The organism is Cognatishimia maritima, assembly GCF_900129685.1.
In the GTDB taxonomy this organism is placed as follows: Bacteria; Pseudomonadota; Alphaproteobacteria; order Rhodobacterales; family Rhodobacteraceae; genus Cognatishimia; species Cognatishimia maritima.
In genome coordinates this window covers 15,440-31,386 of record NZ_FQWM01000011.1, presented here as the reverse complement: position 1 = coordinate 31,386, position 15,947 = coordinate 15,440, and the positions used below count along the sequence as shown (strand labels likewise).

The 15,947-nt window shown below is 56.0% G+C and carries 14 protein-coding genes; 10 read left to right on the top strand and 4 right to left on the bottom strand.

All coding sequences use genetic code 11. The features are described 5' to 3' along the window. Positions 1 to 7 precede the first annotated feature (7 nt). From BUA39_RS16245 to BUA39_RS16235, 3 genes are all read right to left on the bottom strand, one after another. Complete coding sequence (locus BUA39_RS16245; RefSeq protein WP_072794283.1) at positions 8 to 223, bottom strand: hypothetical protein; 216 nt, start codon at positions 221 to 223, stop codon at positions 8 to 10. A 129-nt stretch (positions 224 to 352) separates the two neighbouring features. Next, positions 353 to 1,003, bottom strand: coding sequence for a YjbF family lipoprotein (locus BUA39_RS16240; protein WP_072794282.1), 651 nt, complete (start codon positions 1,001 to 1,003; stop codon positions 353 to 355). Next, positions 1,000 to 3,180, bottom strand: a complete 2,181-nt coding sequence (locus tag BUA39_RS16235) for a YjbH domain-containing protein (protein ID WP_072794281.1) — start codon at positions 3,178 to 3,180, stop codon at positions 1,000 to 1,002. Before BUA39_RS16235 ends, BUA39_RS16240 begins: the two co-directional genes overlap by 4 nt. 505 nt (positions 3,181 to 3,685) lie before the next feature. Between BUA39_RS16235 and BUA39_RS16230 the strand changes: the two genes are divergently transcribed. From BUA39_RS16230 to BUA39_RS16210, 5 genes are all read left to right on the top strand, one after another. Beyond that, positions 3,686 to 5,119 carry a mannose-1-phosphate guanylyltransferase/mannose-6-phosphate isomerase gene (locus tag BUA39_RS16230; RefSeq protein ID WP_072794280.1) on the top strand — a complete coding sequence of 478 codons (1,434 nt, stop codon included), beginning with the start codon at positions 3,686 to 3,688 and terminating at the stop codon, positions 5,117 to 5,119. 61 nt (positions 5,120 to 5,180) lie between these two features. Continuing rightward, the gene (locus BUA39_RS16225; RefSeq protein ID WP_072794279.1) at positions 5,181 to 6,149 is read left to right on the top strand and encodes a glycosyltransferase family 2 protein; all 969 of its coding nucleotides are present in this window, start codon (positions 5,181 to 5,183) and stop codon (positions 6,147 to 6,149) included. After that, a complete protein-coding gene (locus BUA39_RS16220; RefSeq protein WP_072794278.1) occupies positions 6,149 to 6,880 on the top strand; it encodes a class I SAM-dependent methyltransferase in 732 nt (243 codons plus the stop codon). The genes BUA39_RS16225 and BUA39_RS16220 overlap by 1 nt, the downstream gene beginning before the upstream one ends. Next, on the top strand, positions 6,877 to 7,257 hold the full coding sequence (locus tag BUA39_RS16215) for a GtrA family protein (protein ID WP_072794277.1): 381 nt from the start codon (positions 6,877 to 6,879) through the stop codon (positions 7,255 to 7,257). Before BUA39_RS16220 ends, BUA39_RS16215 begins: the two co-directional genes overlap by 4 nt. Before the next feature lie 439 nt (positions 7,258 to 7,696). Further along, entirely contained in the window at positions 7,697 to 8,755 is a 1,059-nt protein-coding gene (locus BUA39_RS16210) for a hypothetical protein (RefSeq protein ID WP_131814615.1), read from the top strand. Positions 8,756 to 8,823: 68 nt separating this feature from the next. On the opposite strand, the gene BUA39_RS16205 is transcribed toward BUA39_RS16210, so the two are convergent. Then, complete coding sequence (locus tag BUA39_RS16205; RefSeq protein WP_072794275.1) at positions 8,824 to 10,410, bottom strand: hypothetical protein; 1,587 nt, start codon at positions 10,408 to 10,410, stop codon at positions 8,824 to 8,826. Between the two features lie 207 nt (positions 10,411 to 10,617). Here BUA39_RS16205 and BUA39_RS16200 point away from each other — a divergent pair, with 207 nt between their 5' ends. The 5 genes from BUA39_RS16200 to BUA39_RS16180 are packed head-to-tail and all read left to right on the top strand — an operon-like array spanning position 10,618 to position 15,942. After that, positions 10,618 to 11,625, top strand: a complete 1,008-nt coding sequence (locus BUA39_RS16200) for a glycosyltransferase family 4 protein (RefSeq protein ID WP_072794274.1) — start codon at positions 10,618 to 10,620, stop codon at positions 11,623 to 11,625. Between the two features lie 3 nt (positions 11,626 to 11,628). Continuing rightward, the gene (locus tag BUA39_RS16195) at positions 11,629 to 12,921 is read left to right on the top strand and encodes an oligosaccharide flippase family protein (RefSeq protein WP_072794273.1); all 1,293 of its coding nucleotides are present in this window, start codon (positions 11,629 to 11,631) and stop codon (positions 12,919 to 12,921) included. Positions 12,922 to 12,938: 17 nt separating this feature from the next. Further along, a complete protein-coding gene (locus BUA39_RS16190; protein ID WP_072794272.1) occupies positions 12,939 to 13,838 on the top strand; it encodes a sulfotransferase family protein in 900 nt (299 codons plus the stop codon). After that, the gene (locus tag BUA39_RS16185; protein WP_110721867.1) at positions 13,826 to 14,797 is read left to right on the top strand and encodes a methyltransferase domain-containing protein; all 972 of its coding nucleotides are present in this window, start codon (positions 13,826 to 13,828) and stop codon (positions 14,795 to 14,797) included. The genes BUA39_RS16190 and BUA39_RS16185 overlap by 13 nt, the downstream gene beginning before the upstream one ends. Further along, positions 14,797 to 15,942 (top strand): glycosyltransferase family 4 protein, encoded by a 1,146-nt coding sequence (locus BUA39_RS16180; RefSeq protein ID WP_072794271.1) that lies wholly within the window; start codon positions 14,797 to 14,799, stop codon positions 15,940 to 15,942. The genes BUA39_RS16185 and BUA39_RS16180 overlap by 1 nt, the downstream gene beginning before the upstream one ends. The last annotated feature ends 5 nt before the right edge of the window (positions 15,943 to 15,947 follow it).

Here is a 15,947-nt window from a genome sequence, read left to right as displayed (position 1 = left end):
GACAAATTTAGTCGGTTGTTGTTGTGCTGCTGTCGTCGTCACCCAGCAGAACAGCTGCCAGAAGCAGGCCGCCAGCGATCAGCGGTGCAGATGCACCCAGGCTGCTGCCAGCAACAACTGGAGGCATAACCATTGCGTCGTCTTGACCCACAACTGGGTTACCAGCGGAAGCTGCGGTGCCAACCATTGCGGTCAGAGCGAAAGCGGCGAAGAACTTTTTCATAATTTAAACTCCATAGAACGTTGGCCTCAACCTAGATAACCTTTTGAGTGTTTTCAACCGGCATGTTTCTTGTCTTGCTGCAGTAGCAAAAAAACTCTGGTCCGATGGCAATTTTACCACGGTGATTGGTTATTTTTCCAGCACTCTTAGCATAATATAGCCGATGGTTGGTCCCGCCCACTGTCGGGATTGGCGCATTTGGCCGCTGCCTGCGTCCAGCCAGTAGTCGTTTTGAATGATTCCCGCCGGGCCCTCGCAGCGCTCGCGCAGATGGGTGGTGGCATAGGCTTTGCCGAGAATATCCAAAGAGGTCCGGCCCAACTGTGCGCCCTGACAACTCAGGGTGAAGGTCTGGCTCTGGTTGTCGCCGTGATGCAGCACAAACTGGCGTTTGCCATCGCGGGTAAGGGCGGAGGCTGAGAGTAGATCATCGCGCAGCCCGCGGGTGGCGATCAAGACGCCTGACCGTAGCGCGAGCGTCACATCGTCATCGCTGCGCCAGACGGTGATCACACCGGGCTGGGTGTCGGTGCGCTGCCGCTGGGCCACCAGATAGGCGGTCTGAGCGCGGTTCTCGATCGTGGCTTCCAAAAGCGGGACGTTGATCTGATTGAGTGCGGCACGGGTCACGGTGGGGGCCGCCGCTGTCTCTTCTTTGGCCAAAAGCCTTTTTGAGCTGCTGAAAAGTTCGCTTAGTACGTTGGTCGGTTGATCCCCGCGGCTGCAGCCCGCAAGCGCCGCGATCAACAAAAGGCCAGAAATCAGCTTGAAGCGTGTCATTCCCAGAACCTCGCACTTTGATCGGTCAGGCTGCGCTGATGCGCGGCCCGGATGTCGTCATAAAGCCGCCCCGGCACATCCACGCGCTGCGCCCCGTCACGCTGAATCGGGCGAATGACGGCGGTCTGCGTACCGCGGTGTGGGCGGCCCAGCATCCAATCCAGCGGGATGGTGAACTTCAAGCCTTTGTCAAAAGAGCCTTCGCCGAAATCTGCGGCTGAAACATCGGTTTTTGAGGCAAAAGCCCCCACGGACCAGCCATTGGAAAAGGTTTTGTCCACCGAGAGCGTCGCCCCCACATCGCCTGCCAGATAGCGGCCAACATCAAGCTGCACGAGGAAATCCTGCGGCGCTTCGTAATAGGCCGAGGCATGGCCGGTCACGATATTATAATCCCGGAACCCAAGGCGTTGGTTGAAATCGCGCTGCTGCACGTAGTTGGCCTCAAGCCCGAAGGCGAGGCGGCTGTCGACCGGCTTCCAGAGAACCTCGCCCGAGATGCCGCCATACATTTTTTCCAGATAACCGGCGGTGGCGCGGGCATAGAGATCGGGGGCCAGTTTCCAGCGGCCTGTCACGTAAAGGTTGCGCAGGGTGGTGTCATATTGCGCGTATTTGTCCTGATCGGTGCGCACATGCGGCAGAACGGAATTGGACGCGCGGGTGCCGTCGACATTGCCCGCCAGCCGGTGGCGGACCGCCCCGGCGACTTCCCAACCGGGCGCAAAGGCATAGCTGGCCTTGGCTTCGATGCCCACGTCCGCGCGCAGCGGCACATCCGGGTCAAAGAAAGAGGTCGAGAGGTATGGGCCGATGCCGCCGGTGAAATTCGGATAAAGCGTCTCGTTGCTGAGGGCGCTGTCTGCCAGCGCGGGCGCGCCGGAATATTCTGCGCGGGCCTGTAGGGCCTCTGTGGCGTCCGGCGCAAATTCCAATGCTTCCAGATCGCTGCGTTTGAGCGTCATGCGCGAAAGCGGCAGGCCGCCCTCCATGGGTACGATGTGAAAGATTTCCACAGACGCTGGCAGGCTGCGCGCCATGGCGCGGGCCGCGCGCCCGTTGGTCAGGCTGAAGGACCGGTGGCGATTGCTGCGATAGCGCAGCTCGGCACTGGTGCCGGTCAGGCTCAGGCTTTCCAGAACCAGCCCGTCTTCGGCGAGTTTTTCCGTCAGCGTCTCGCGCAGGCTGACCTGTTCGGCCTCGCTTTCGGCCCAATCCTGACTCCACTGCGCCGGGGTCGTGGCCCAGAGGCTGCGCGGGGTCAGGGGCACCGGGGCTTTGACGCGGATCGGGTTGGCCGGGCGTTTGGGGTTCAGCTGCATCTGCGCGCTGATCCCGAGTTGTGACCCATAAAGATAATAGGCCCCTAGGCGCAAACCCGGTCGCGCCTGATATTCCACCCCGAAACTCAGCGGGGATTTGCGCTCAAACACATCGGAGGCTTGGGTTTCATTCACATAAGCGTCTGACGAATATTCCGCCTTCAGCCCCCAGCGGTCATCCAACTGCCATTCAATGCCAGCAAAAGGCGCGACATCACCACGAAACCATTGGTCATAGCTCAGCTGGCCGCCGGTCGAGCTTGGGTCATAGGCCGCGCGGGTGCCGATTGTATCGATCGTGCCATAAGAGCCAAGCCGCCCCCAACCGAGACCCGCGCTGACCTTCAGCTGACCGGGCGCGCGGCCCGCTGCCAGGGCAGGGGTTTCAAAGGTCTTGGTGCCGACAACATATTCACCCGCATAAAGACTGGTGCCGATGAAATCCTGCAGGCCCACGGCGACGGCAGGGCGGTATGTGCCTTCGTCCCAGAGACGCAGACGCAGATCAAAACTGCGGTCGTAATAGTCGTCAAAGCCAAAAAGGTTCAGATCCTGCACCCCAATATAGCGGAAAGTCGCGGTGGCCCAGGGCGTGGGTTGAAAGGTGACGTTATAGCGGCTCTGCCCGGCAAAGGTGGAAAAACTGGTGGCCAGTTGCCCTTCGGGCATCATCTCGGCCGAGGCGGTATCCATCAGCCCTGGCAAGCCGTAAAAACTCAGGGTGGGAGAAGTCAGCGGATCAAACTCTGGCGCGCCTTGCTCTTGCGCAGTTGCTGGCACCAAGAGGGCGGTTGACAGCAGCAAGGCCCCCGAGGTTTTCCGAGAAAATCGCGTAAGAAAAGACTTACCGGGCATCCGTTGTTCCGTCCCAATCAACACTTTGACATTACGTCCTTACAGCATGAATGCCCGGGGTGGGGCAACGCCGGATTAGGCGCAGGGCGACACTTCGCAGGCGGGTGCGGTCATGGGGGCACGTTTCTCAGGAATTTTCTTGGGAAACTTAGCCAGATTAAACTTTTTCGGCGCTCGGAAATTTGCAATATATTTTTATTTATCAATGAATTAACATAATTTTCCGTAAACTTTGCGTTTTGACCCTTCGAGAGCGGGTTTCCCGCGCTAAATTGGACAAATGGCCAATGGGTTGTTTCAGCTAGGCACCGGGCTCTTTGTGGTAAACGCAGAGCTTCAGCTTTCCCTTGCCCCGGCTTGCCCCAAGTTGCCCAAGTGTGGTCACCTTTGATTTAAAGTTTAAACAAAGTGTTAGGTATAACCGTCTTCAATAAGAGCAGATGTAACGCGCAGATTTGTGGGTGCCCTTTGCGCATGATCGGCACCCCATGAAGGGACAAAGACAATGACCATTGTACCGGTTTTACTCTGTGGCGGGTCTGGAACGCGCCTTTGGCCCTTGTCGCGCAAGAGCTATCCCAAGCAATTTGTGCCCCTGATGGGGGATGAGACCCTGTTTCAGGCCGCCGCGCAGCGGTTGACGGGGCAGGCGGGCAGGGTGGTGTTTGACGCCCCGCTTGTGCTGACGAACTCTGACTTTCGCTTTATCGTGACCGAACAGTTGCAGGCCGTGGGCATTGATCCCGGCGCGATCCTGATTGAGCCCGAAGGGCGCAACACCGCCCCCGCGATCCTCGCCGCCGCGCTGCATGCCGCCGCGCATGATCCCGAAGCCGTCCTGCTGGTTGCGCCGTCAGATCACGTGGTGCCCGACACAGAAGCCTTTCACGCCGCGGTCGCCCGTGGGCTAAAGGCGGTTGAGGTCGGGCAGCTGGTGACCTTTGGCATCACGCCCACCCATGCAGAAACCGCCTATGGCTATCTGGAACTGGCGGAGTGCCCGGATCACACCGGCGCGCCGGTGGCCTTAAAGCGCTTTGTCGAAAAACCGGATGAGGCGCGCGCGCAAGAGATGCTGGCGGCAGGCAATTTCAAATGGAACGCGGGGATTTTCCTTTTTAAAGCCGCCGACATGATCGCGGCCTTCAACCAGCATGCGCCAACCCTGCTGGACCCTGTGCGCAGCGCCCTGACAGCCGCGCGACCCGACCTTGGGTTTTTACGCCTTGACCCCGACGCCTGGGCGCGGGCTGAGGATATCTCGATTGACTATGCGGTGATGGAAAAGGCCACGAACCTGTCTGTTGTGCCCTTTGATGCGGCCTGGTCTGACCTTGGCGGCTGGGACGCGGTCTGGCGGGAAAGCGGGCCAGATGCCGATGGCATTGTGACCTCCGGCGCAGCGACCGCCCTGGACTGCAAAAACACGCTTCTGCGATCGGAAAGCGAGACACTGCAAGTGGTCGGCATCGGGCTTGAAAACATCATGGCGATAGCCATGCCAGATGCGGTTTTGATTGCGGATATGAGCTGCGCACAAAGCGTGAAAAAGGCGGTCACGGCTTTAAAGGAAAAAGGCGCTGCCCAGGCCACGCAATTCCCCAAGGATCACCGCCCCTGGGGCTGGTTTGAAAGCCTTGTGGTGGGCGGGCGTTTCCAGGTGAAACGCATCCTGGTGCACCCCGGCGCGGCCCTGTCGTTGCAAAGCCACGTGCACCGTTCTGAGCATTGGATCGTGGTCGCAGGCACGGCCCGCGTCACCATCGAAGACAAGGTGAAACTGGTGACGGAAAATGAATCCGTCTACATCCCGGTCGGGTCCAAACACCGGCTGGAAAACCCCGGCAAAGTGCCCATGGTGCTGATCGAAGTGCAAACCGGCGCTTATGTCGGCGAAGATGACATCGTCAGATATGACGATGTCTATGCGCGGGGGTAGGGCGCTTGCTGGCCTTCTATTCTCTGTTAGAAACAAGTGCGAGTAGCAAGTTTGGGATGTGATGCAGGATATTGACCCCATAGAGCAGGCTGAGGCAGCGCCTTTTGTTGTGTCTCTGATCGTGCCCGTCTTTAATGAGGCAGAGGCTGTTCGTCGGTTTGTCGACACTGTGACGCAGGTGCTGGCAGGGGTCGCGACATTTGAGGTTGTCTTTGTAAACGATGGCAGCCGAGATGCGACAGAGCGCAAAATCGAAGCGCTCATGGCAGAAGGTAAGCCCCTCCGCCTTATTAATTTGTCACGTAATTTCGGCAAGGAGGCGGCTTTGGCCGCAGGTCTTGCCCATGCACGCGGCGATGTCATTATTCCCATGGATGTGGATCTGCAGGATCCCCCAGAACTTATTCCAGAGATGCTTGAGCGCTGGCGCGCGGGTGCAAAAATTGTGAATGCGCGGCGCATTGACCGCTCACAGGACACTTGGGCGAAACGGCTTTCGGCAGCGGCCTATTACAGGATTTTCAACTGGCTCGCAGAAAACCCAATCCCCAGCAATGTTGGCGATTTCCGCCTGCTGGATCGCGAAGTTGTGCAGGCCGTGCTGCAAATCGGCGACCGGTCGCGCTTTAACAAGGGTATTTTCAGCTGGGTGGGGTTTGAAACGGTCGAAGTCACCTATGAGCGTCCCGCCCGCGCCGATGGTGCAAGCTCCTGGAGCTGGTGGCGGCTGTGGACGCTGGCACTGGATGGTATCTTTGCCTCCTCAACAGCGCCCTTGCGCATTTGGTCTTATGTCGGCGGCACGATGGCGGTCTTTGCCTTTGCCTATTCGGCCTATGTGTTCCTGTCAGTACTAATCACGGGGCGCGATGTGCCCGGCTATGCTTCGACCCTGATTGTCATTTTGATTTTCGGCGGGCTAAACATGGTCGCCCTTGGCATTATCGGAGAATATATCGGTCGCATTTACTACGAGGTGCGCAAAAGGCCGCTTTATATCGTGCGATCGGTGAAAGAGAGCGAAGACTGATGGATCGTGGTGTTTATGACCGTATGAATGCGCTTGAGGCAGAACATTGGTGGTTCGTGGCCCGTAGGCGCATTATCGAAACCGCGATCCGGCAGTTTGTGCCCCTAGGCCCATCGCCTCGCATATTGGAAGCCGGGGTCGGGACCGGTGGCAATATTGCCATGCTACAGCAATTCGGAGACCTGCAGGGCTTTGAATTTGATGCCCCCGCCCGCGACATGGCGACGGCCAAAACCGGGCTTAGCGTGCCATATGGGGCTTTGCCGGATGATATCCCGTTTTCCGACGGCCGGTTTGATCTGATCTGTCTGTTTGATGTGTTGGAACATGTGGAGCCGGATGCCGAGTCTCTGGCAGCCTTGGCGCAAAAACTGGCCCCGGGGGGTCGCATCTTTGTGACCGTGCCCGCCTACCCTTGGCTTTGGTCCGAACATGATGTGAGCCATCACCATTTCCGCCGCTATACCCGCAAATCGCTTGCACAAGCGGCACAGAGCGCGGGGCTGACCGTAGAGCGATTTTTCAATTTCAACGTCTTTTTGATGCCGCTTATTCTGGGGGTCAGACTGGTCAAACGCCTACTCGGGTCCAAGGCCTCAGATGATGTGATGCCGGGGCCGGGGCTGAACCGGGTTCTGGGGCGGGTCTTTGCTGCGGAACGCCATCTGATCGGGCGCACGCCGATGCCTGCCGGGGTTTCGCTGGGCGCGGTCCTCATGCGAAACGCATGACAATGCTGGCTGGTCAAATCAAACGGTTTTTGGGCGTCGGGCTCCTCGCGACCGCTGCGCATGTTGTGACCGCAACCGCAGTGGACGCACTCTTTGATGTTGCGCCGCTTATTGCGAATTTCTGCGGGTTCTCAATGGCGGTTCTCTGGTCCTACATCGGCCACACCAAAGCAACCTTTGCGATCCGCCCGCGCCATGGGTTTCACTTCCCACGGTTTTTGGTGGTCTCGTTGATAGGGCTGACACTCAGCAGCCTGATCACATGGTGGGGGGTGGAAAAACTCGGTGCGCCCTTTGCTCTGACCATGCTGCTGGTCGCGGTGGTGGTGCCTGCCTTTACCTTTGTCTCGCTGAAGCTTTGGGCGCTGAAGACATGAGGTTTGCAATATGAAAACCGACGCTCAGACGCCAGCCCGAATAGGACCGACGATCCTAGTTTTTATGGTTTCGGCCGTCGGAACCTTTCTGCTTTTTCAAGGGCGTCTCATTAACCATGATACCGCTTGGTTTCTAATTGCGGTCGAGCGCTGGCTCGCTGGCGCAGAACTGTATCATTCGGTGATTGAGGTCAATCCGCCCCTAAACTTCTACTATACACTGCCCGCCAATTGGCTGGCACATCTCACCGAGATGTCATTGCCAGATGCGCAGTATGCAGTGACATCCCTTTTGATTGGCGGCGTTTTGGCGTGGTCTTATCGTATCTTGGTGGGCCATGATCGCTCCGTCCCAGCGCGCCAAATGGTCTTTGTTGTGTTGCTATGGGCGGCTGTGGTCCTTCCTGCGCTCAGATACTTTGCGCAGCGGGATCACCTTTTGGTCTTGTTCCTGATGCCGTGGGTCATGGGATTAGCGTTTCATGAGCGCGGAGCCTATGGCAGGGGCGGAGCACTGCGTGGTGCGTTTGCGGCACTGGGCATTTGTCTAAAGCCACATTTTTTGGTCTTTCCGATTTTTGTGACACTCGCTCTTGCGTTGCGAGAGCGCAATTTGCGTCCGCTGTTGGCGGCATCAAACATCAGTATCATCGCGATGGGTGCAGGCTATGTCGCTTTCGTCTGGGTAGTCCACCCAGCCTATTTCTTAGAAATCGTGCCAACAGCGGTCCTGACATATGGCGCGTACGGGGGCACAAATAGTCAGGTCATTTTAAATATCGGGATTATAAAGCTGCTCTTCGTTGCGCTCTTATTGTTGGAATGTTGGCGGCAGAAATCGCTTCCCCAAGGTCTAGGTCCGCTTGCCGCTTTATATTTCGCTGGCGTCGCCTCTTATACGTTGCAGTGGACCGGCTACGGATATCAGGCGGTCCCCGTGCATAGCTTTGGATTAATCCTATGCGGGTTCTTAATCCTGCGCAGCCCTGTCAAAGCAATCATACGCTCCGCGATTATTTGTGCGCTTATGATTTCCCTGCTTTCCATTCATCGCGGGTTCTACAAATCGCTGAGCGTGCAGAATTTAGCTGCTGAACTCGTGAAGGGGCCGACTGAGAGCGGCATAACTATTCTGAGTTCACATGTTTTCCTTGGACCGATTGTCGCGCTGGAACTGGGGGTGCCTTGGCACAATCGCTATCCAGCTTTGTGGACAGTTCCTGCCATCGCCAATGCCAAAGCGGAGGCGGCTTGCAATCAGACAGAGGCAGTATGCGCTGAGCTACAGGTGCTCGCCGCAGAGACCCGCGCCAATGTGTTGGAAGATCTGCAGACCGGTCTTCCTGATGCCATCGTTTTTGACAAAAAGGCCGGGTATTTCAACGAGCCCGGGTTTTCTTATGAGGTGTTCTTGAGGCGGTCTGCAGGACTGTCAGATTTCTTCGATGGATACACGCAAAGAGTAAGTACAGACCGGTTTGATATCTTGTACAAATAGGTGGTTTGCAACATCATTTCAGTGCGCTTGATACATATCGGAAACGGCACAGGCGGCATAAAACTCCATCATGCCGGAGACCGGATTCCCAGCAACGTAAACCTTCCTTTGGAGCCTAGCTCTAACACCGTCTCACTGAGAGGTGCTGGGGGCGACATTTTATCCAAAAACAAAATATGCGTGAACTTTGTCTCCCAATCTCGCAGATACGCATAGGGGAGTGATGGATCGATTGCATCTGCGTTCAGCAACTGTTCGATGCTCTTTGGTCGCAAAGCGGCGGTCGCGTATTGGTCCCATTCCCCCTTTAAAATGACCGCATGCGAGCCCTGAAAAAAAGTAGGAATAAAAGCATCTTGATAGATCATTGCGTAAGCTTGTGCATGCCACAATCTTCGCTGCATGTTTTCCTGGTCTGAGGCTCTCAATGGCAAAAGGCGGCTATTCGGAGGGAGCTCGGAAAGGACAACCTTAAGGTCATTTATGTCCTGATTGTGTGTCGCCCATAGTTTCTCAAATTGAGCGGCCTTCAAAAACAGCAGGCCTGTCAACACAAGCGTCAGCACTGCCTTGTGATGCAGGCGTAAGCCCATACAATAGGTTCCGGCAATCAGCAGAGTCATTGCCACAAATGGGAACCGTATATGGATCAGTGCCACGCCGTTCAGCCAAGAAGGCGCGATCAATGACAGCAAAGCAAGCGCAATAACCGGCCCTTTCATTGAACTGACGATATGAAGTCGGGGGCCGGAGGTTCGAAAAATTGCCAAAAAGCAAAGACCCAAAACGAATAGGGTCAGAAGCGCTGAAAGAAAAATCTCCGGAAATTCATGTAACGGATTTTCCCACTGGATCGATAGCAGGGCACGTAGCCTGCCGCTCCACCAGTGGCCAAGCTCCGTACGGCTTCCCAATGCGCCTGCCGGCTGGCTCATGGTTTGATAAAGATACCACAGGGTCGGTATCAGGAATGGAACTCCTGATATGAACGTGTCGGAAATTTTATGTGTCCTGCCCCCTTCATCCCCAATAATCAGGTGAATTTCCCGACCTAAGAGCGCGACGATGAGCACACCAAAAGCCAGCAGGTGCATCGTATAAAGCAATATGCTGATTGGCAGGAAAATTAGGGCACGCCAGACCGTCGACCGCCGTTCCAATACCAACCACAAAGAAAGCGCGTGCAGACTGAACGGTATTGTAAAGACATAGTTCTGAAACCCCCAGATGAAGTTTCCATTATAGACCAACAGTCCGGCGATAGCGGGCCATGCCGCCCAGCGCCCCGTTGCGACACGATTGAGAACCACAACTGACAAAATAAAGTTAACGACGTAGACCATCATGGTCATACGAGCGAAGGCGACAGGGTCTCCCTCCATTCCGGTCACCAGCCAAAGCAAATCCGTGGCCGAATTGGGGTACAAAAAAGCTGCCTGGAGATCGTAATATTTCGAGAGCGGTCCCTCAGGGTCTGCCATTACTGTAAATCTGGCGATGTGATTGGGAATATCCACCAAAGGCAAGTAGGGCTGCCAAAGCATCGGATACAGCATCAGCAGAGTGGCGAAGGCGAAGGCGAGGAAGGCAAGTGCGGCCCCAATTCGGGGGTGCCGCAGAATACCTTGGTGTGCTGATCCCTCTGACATCGACATAGCTGCTGTCCTCTTGGCAAGCTTCTTGTAGTTATTCAGCCTCACCTGAATGCCCTTTTGATAAAAACTGAATGTCTGATGTAATCAACGACATAATTTGGATTACAAAGTGATTGATGGGGTGTTTCAGAAGAGGGTTTATCCCGCACATGTGGTCTCTTAGATATTTGTCGCCCGGTAAGCATCACATTCTTGAGGTGCAATAAGATGGCCAAAAAACGCGTACTTCAGATCGTGCGGCGGCTGGACGTTCCGCGTGGGGCAGAGCGTCTTGTTGCTGATCTGGTGCGCACCCAAGACAACCACGACGTTCTTGTATTTGACGGTAGCGGCAGTTTCTATGATCTGGGCACCGGACAATTAATACAGGTGCAGGGCTTTGCCCAAGCGCTCTGGTATTGCCTTAGGAACCGGCACCAATATGACCTGTTTCATCTGCATATGGTCCCGGCCTGTTATTTGGCATTTTTTCTGCGTCAGCGCGCCATTCTCCATGTGCACAGCGCGCATTACCCCCGCCGAAAGCGCCATTTGGTCCGCCTGCTTGATTGGGGCCTGCACCGCATCGCGCGGTCCACGATCACGGTGAGTGCAGAGGCGAGCGACGGCATGCGCGCCTTCATTGGGGATGTGCCTCGTATGTACACCCTGCCAAATTTTGTCCCAGAAGTTGCTCCCGTTACAAAACCCATCACTACAGAAACAGGCATAACGCGCATCCTAATGGTTGCGTCATTAGATCGGCCAAAACGGCAAGACATCCTGATCAAAGCGCTAGAATATCTGCCGCAGTATTTTGTTGTTACACTGGCTGGTGTTGGGGCACATGAGCAAAGCTTGCGTGACTTGGCTAAAAACTTGGGCCTGGCAGACCGGGTGGTGTTTTTAGGGGCGGTCAAAGATATCGCCTCGGCTTATGCAAGCGCGGATATATGTGCGCTCATCTCTGACTGGGAAGGGTTTGGCTTGGTCGTACTTGAGGCCGCACAACTTGGCAAAGTGACCGTTGTCACCGATGTGCCGGGGTTGCGCGAAAGCTGCCCTGACCCCCGGCTTATCGTTCAAGACCCGACCCCGGAGGCCGTTGCCAAAAAGATTGTCGAAACCGTCGAATTGAAAGACGATGCAGCACTCTCTGACGTTCTGAAGTCACATGCTGCGAAGCATTCCATCGGAAATTATGTCACCCAACTGGACAAGCTCTACGATTTATAACGGATGCTTCAAACAAACCTCTTCCAAAAACTAAGCGCGCCCTTCGGCCAGTTCTCCCAAATCTTGCTCATGCGGCTTTATGCGGCAGCGGCCAGTTTTGCACTGACGATGCTATTGGGGCGGCTGCTTGGCCCAGACGGGTTCGGGGCCTATGTCTTTGCCTTGGGCTTGGTCAGCATCGCCGTTCTTTTTACCACTTTTGGGTTTCAGCACCTCGCGGTGCGCACGCTTCCTCAAATGCTGGTGCGCAAGGCACAAGACGAAGCGTCGGGCTTTATTCTCGGCACATTCTTGGCAGTTTCAGTCCTGTCGGTTACGGTCTGTGCGCTCGCCATTTGGAACGTTCCGCTGCTTGCGCAAGACACTGTTGTGCAGGGCACCGTCGCCGCGGCTGCGGGGCTCTTGCTGGTGCGATCTCTTAACTTGATGCGCACGGGCGTCCTGCAGGGGCTAGGCCGCCCGATTGCCGGGCATCTGCCGGATCGTTTGATCGAGCCGTCGGTTCTGCTGATTGCTGTTTTGGTGTGGGTCTATGTGACATCCGACATCAGCCCACGCACGGCCATGTTTCTGACGGCGGGGGCAAGCCTCCTGTCGTTGCTCATTGGCCTGCACAGCCTGAGACGCGCCATCAGGTCGATCTGGCACCCGCCCGATTTTTCCAAAGCCCGTGATTGGGTCATCGAAGCCGGGAAATCGTCTGTTCTCTTTGGTGCCGCGACCTTGCTGGGGGCGACGGACGTCATCATGTTGGGATATCTATCCACCCCCGAGGAAACCGGGCTTTATGGGGTTGCAGCACGGTTTTTTCTGCTGGTGTCCTTACCCTTCCACGCCGCCGGTGTGCGCATTTCTCAGCAAGCCGCAAAACTGCATGCCGAAAATGATCTGGCCGGATTAGAGACACTTTCCAGAGGCCTTGCGAACCGGATGCTGCTCGCAACGCTTGCCTTGGCGATCCCAAGCACCGTGGCTGCACTCTACATCGAGGTGATTTTCGGGGCTGGGTTCAGCGCGGCGGCAACTCCGCTGCTCATTCTTGTGTGGCTTCGGGTTGTGATATCCGCTGCGGGCGTGCCAGGGCCGATATTAGCAAACACACGCCATGTGGGCACAACGGCCATGACAGTGGTCGCGGCAACCGCATTGAACATCGTCTTGAACGGTATGCTCGCCCCGCGTTTCGGCGCCAATGGTGCCGCAGCCGCAACAGTTGTCAGCCTCGCCCTAATGACAGTTGGGCATTCGGTGATGTTGCGGCGCAGGTTGGGTATTTATTCTTTCGTAACGCGTTAAGCCGGGTTGGACCAAAAATGTCTGCAAATGAAACCATAGGGAAATTCCCCAACCTGTTCTTAGTCGGGGCCCCCAAATGCGGGACAACCACCCTGCATCATCTGTTCACGCAGCACCCAGATGTGTACTGCCCTTACAGAAAAGAACCCGCCACGCTGATCGGAACGCCTGTTCGTCAGAATGGCTTTTCTATGGGGTACAGCGACTATTGGGCAATGTACGAAGGCTGGCGTTCCCAGAGATACGCCCTAGATGCATCCGCACTCTATTTTGCGTCGCGTTCAGCCGCCGAGAACATCTCAACCTTTTCTCCGAAAGCAAAAATTATCGTCGCTTTGCGCAACCCGGTCGAAGCAATCTACTCGTTTTATTACGAGGCTAAATCTCAATCGCACGAGAAACAGATATCGTTCGAAGAGGCGCTTGAAGCAGATGATGCGCGTCCTGAAGGGGCAGGGGTGTATCGCCCTCGATATCGCCAGACATTTAGCTTCACAGGTCATCTAAACAGGTACCGTGAACTCTTCGGACCAGAGAATGTGTATGTCGTCCTAATGCAGGATCTGAAACGATCTCCTCAAGATGAGTATCAAAGGATTTGCGACTGGCTGGGGATTTCAACGGACGTTTCTGACACGGACTTTGCGTCTCAGAATAAGGCGAAAGCCCCAAGATCGACCACTCTGGCCAAATTTATACTTTCGCCACCTAAAGCGCTACAGCGCCCGTTATCTAAAATCATCAGCAAGGAAAAACGCTATAGGTTCCAAACGTACTTGCGCAAAATAAATTTTCGGGAAGAACAGTATCCTCCCATGCAGCCGGAAACCCGAGGAATACTCATTCAATATTTCCGCCCGGACATTGAGCGACTCGAACAATTGCTTGATCGCGACCTGTCCGAATGGAAGATGTAACAACAATGTCGATCTCTAAGCAATCCGGCCAAGCGCTCACCGATATTCTGCCTTTGCTGCGCTCGCCACTTTGCCAAGCGTCTTTTGGCTCCGATGCGTTATCTGACGATGGCCTGTGTGCCGAGAACGGTACAAAATTCCCAATCATTGATAGCCAGCCCGTCCTCGTGAATTTCGAGAACAGCATCTTGGATCGCGACAGCCTTCTTGCAAGCAAAGCCACCAGTTTGATCGGACCTCGGCCGGTCAAACGGCAGCTCTGGAAGCGCATTCTGCTTGGCCGCAACACGATGTCTCCCAAAACCGCGCAGGACCTCGCAGAAAGACTACGGTCACAGGTGCCTGACCCGGTGGTTTTGATCATCGGCGGGGGGACCGTCAGTGACGGCGCCGAGGTTCTGTATCAAACAGAAGGCCTCCGCATCATATCCTTTGATGTCTACGCAACCCCCAACACTGACTTCGTTGCGGATGCACATGATATCCCACTCAAGGACCAAAGCGTGGATGCCGTCTGGATCGAAGCGGTTCTAGAGCATGTGTTGTCACCTCACGACGTGGTCGAGGAAATCTGGCGGGTTTTGAAACCAGACGGTCTTGTCTATGCGGGCACGCCTTTTCTTCAACCCGTTCACGAACGCGCTTATGATTTCACGCGCTTTACCGAAAACGGCCACCGCTGGTTGTTTCGTCGTTTCAACCTGATCGAAAGTGGCGTTGTTGCCGGGCCGGGCACCGCGCTCTTCCAAATTCTCCGATATGCCGCCGGTGCCCTGCTTGGAAGTCGCAGGTGGGGCTCACGTCTCACTGCGCCCTTCTTCTGGTTGCGGTTTATCGACCTTTTCAGCAACCGCGCCCATGCCAGTGACGCGGCCAGCGGCGTCTATTTTTTCGGTCAAAAATCCCAAAAAACGCTTAAACCAAAGGACATGCCCGGCGAATTTAGAGGCGTGCGGTGATGGAAAAGCGGATCGCTCTGGTGTCGGGCACGGCTTGGTATTTGTGGAACTTCAGGCGGAATGTGATTGCGGCGCTGGTCTCAGAGGGTTGGCAGGTCACGGTGATTGCGGGTGCCGATGAATGGACCTCGCATTTGGCCGCCATGACTGGTGTGCAGGTGCTTGACTGGCCCGTTTCTCTGGATGGGTCCAACCCGATTGAAGAATGGGCGGCCCTGCGGCGGGTCTGGCGATTGTTAAGGCGCGCGCGGCCCAAGGTCGTCTTTAACAACGGGATCAAAGCCAATGTCTATGGCGGCCTCGCCTGCCGTCTGCTGCGCCTGCCATATGTGAACAATGTCAGCGGTTTGGGCATGCGTATGCGCAAGCGTGACGCCATGGGGCGCATCCTCACCAGATTATACAGTTTTGCATCATCACGTGCTGAAACACTCCTAGTGCAAAACCCCGCCGATCTTGATTTTCTAAGGTCCCATGGCCTGTCAAAATCGACCCCGGTTGTGCGCACCATGGGGTCGGGGGTGGATCTCACACAGTTTCAAAACGCGCCTCTGCCACCTGATCTTCCACGGCGTTTTGTCTTTGTCGGTCGCCTGCAAACAGACAAAGGCATCGAGGACTTCGTCGCGGTCGCGCAGCGTGCGCGCGCAGCCCATTTGCCCGCAGAGTTCACGGTTGTCGGAGACACCTTCCATGCCAATGCCGGGGCCATCCGCGCGGCAACCCTAAAGGACTGGGGGAGGGCGCAAAATATTCAGTTTGTGGGGCGGCAAACGGATGTGCGCCCCTATCTGACGGCGGCGCATGTCCTTGTTATGCCCTCCCATGGCGGGGAGGGCTTGCCGAAAGTCATTCTGGAAGCGGCGGCCTCCGGGCGTCCGGTGATCGCAAGCGATGTGGATGGCTGCCGCGATGGCCTTGTCGAGGGTCAAACAGGCTGGCTTGTCCCCCCGCGAGACCTAGGGGCGCTCACAGAGACTGTCGGGAAGATATGCGCCATGGCCTCTTCTGACTTGGAGACCATGTCGGCCAAGGCAAGAGAGTTGGCAGAGCAACGGTTTTCAGATCAGTTGATAGCGGAGACATGCCTGCGATTGGCTGAATCTTCAACTTCCAATACTGTTTCCGGAACTCGCAATTTGTAAGACTG

What these genes read in the sequence shown, in the direction of transcription:
- BUA39_RS16245 (WP_072794283.1), bottom strand. Translation starts at nt 223, where the DNA reads ATGAAAAAGTTCTTCGCCGCTTTCGCTCTGACCGCAATGGTTGGCACC.
- BUA39_RS16240 (WP_072794282.1), bottom strand. Translation starts at nt 1,003, where the DNA reads ATGACACGCTTCAAGCTGATTTCTGGCCTTTTGTTGATCGCGGCGCTT.
- BUA39_RS16235 (WP_072794281.1), bottom strand. Translation starts at nt 3,180, where the DNA reads ATGCCCGGTAAGTCTTTTCTTACGCGATTTTCTCGGAAAACCTCGGGG.
- BUA39_RS16230 (WP_072794280.1), top strand. Translation starts at nt 3,686, where the DNA reads ATGACCATTGTACCGGTTTTACTCTGTGGCGGGTCTGGAACGCGCCTT.
- BUA39_RS16225 (WP_072794279.1), top strand. Translation starts at nt 5,181, where the DNA reads ATGCAGGATATTGACCCCATAGAGCAGGCTGAGGCAGCGCCTTTTGTT.
- BUA39_RS16220 (WP_072794278.1), top strand. Translation starts at nt 6,149, where the DNA reads ATGGATCGTGGTGTTTATGACCGTATGAATGCGCTTGAGGCAGAACAT.
- BUA39_RS16215 (WP_072794277.1), top strand. Translation starts at nt 6,877, where the DNA reads ATGACAATGCTGGCTGGTCAAATCAAACGGTTTTTGGGCGTCGGGCTC.
- BUA39_RS16205 (WP_072794275.1), bottom strand. Translation starts at nt 10,410, where the DNA reads ATGTCGATGTCAGAGGGATCAGCACACCAAGGTATTCTGCGGCACCCC.
- BUA39_RS16200 (WP_072794274.1), top strand. Translation starts at nt 10,618, where the DNA reads ATGGCCAAAAAACGCGTACTTCAGATCGTGCGGCGGCTGGACGTTCCG.
- BUA39_RS16195 (WP_072794273.1), top strand. Translation starts at nt 11,629, where the DNA reads ATGCTTCAAACAAACCTCTTCCAAAAACTAAGCGCGCCCTTCGGCCAG.
- BUA39_RS16190 (WP_072794272.1), top strand. Translation starts at nt 12,939, where the DNA reads ATGTCTGCAAATGAAACCATAGGGAAATTCCCCAACCTGTTCTTAGTC.
- BUA39_RS16185 (WP_110721867.1), top strand. Translation starts at nt 13,826, where the DNA reads ATGGAAGATGTAACAACAATGTCGATCTCTAAGCAATCCGGCCAAGCG.
- BUA39_RS16180 (WP_072794271.1), top strand. Translation starts at nt 14,797, where the DNA reads ATGGAAAAGCGGATCGCTCTGGTGTCGGGCACGGCTTGGTATTTGTGG.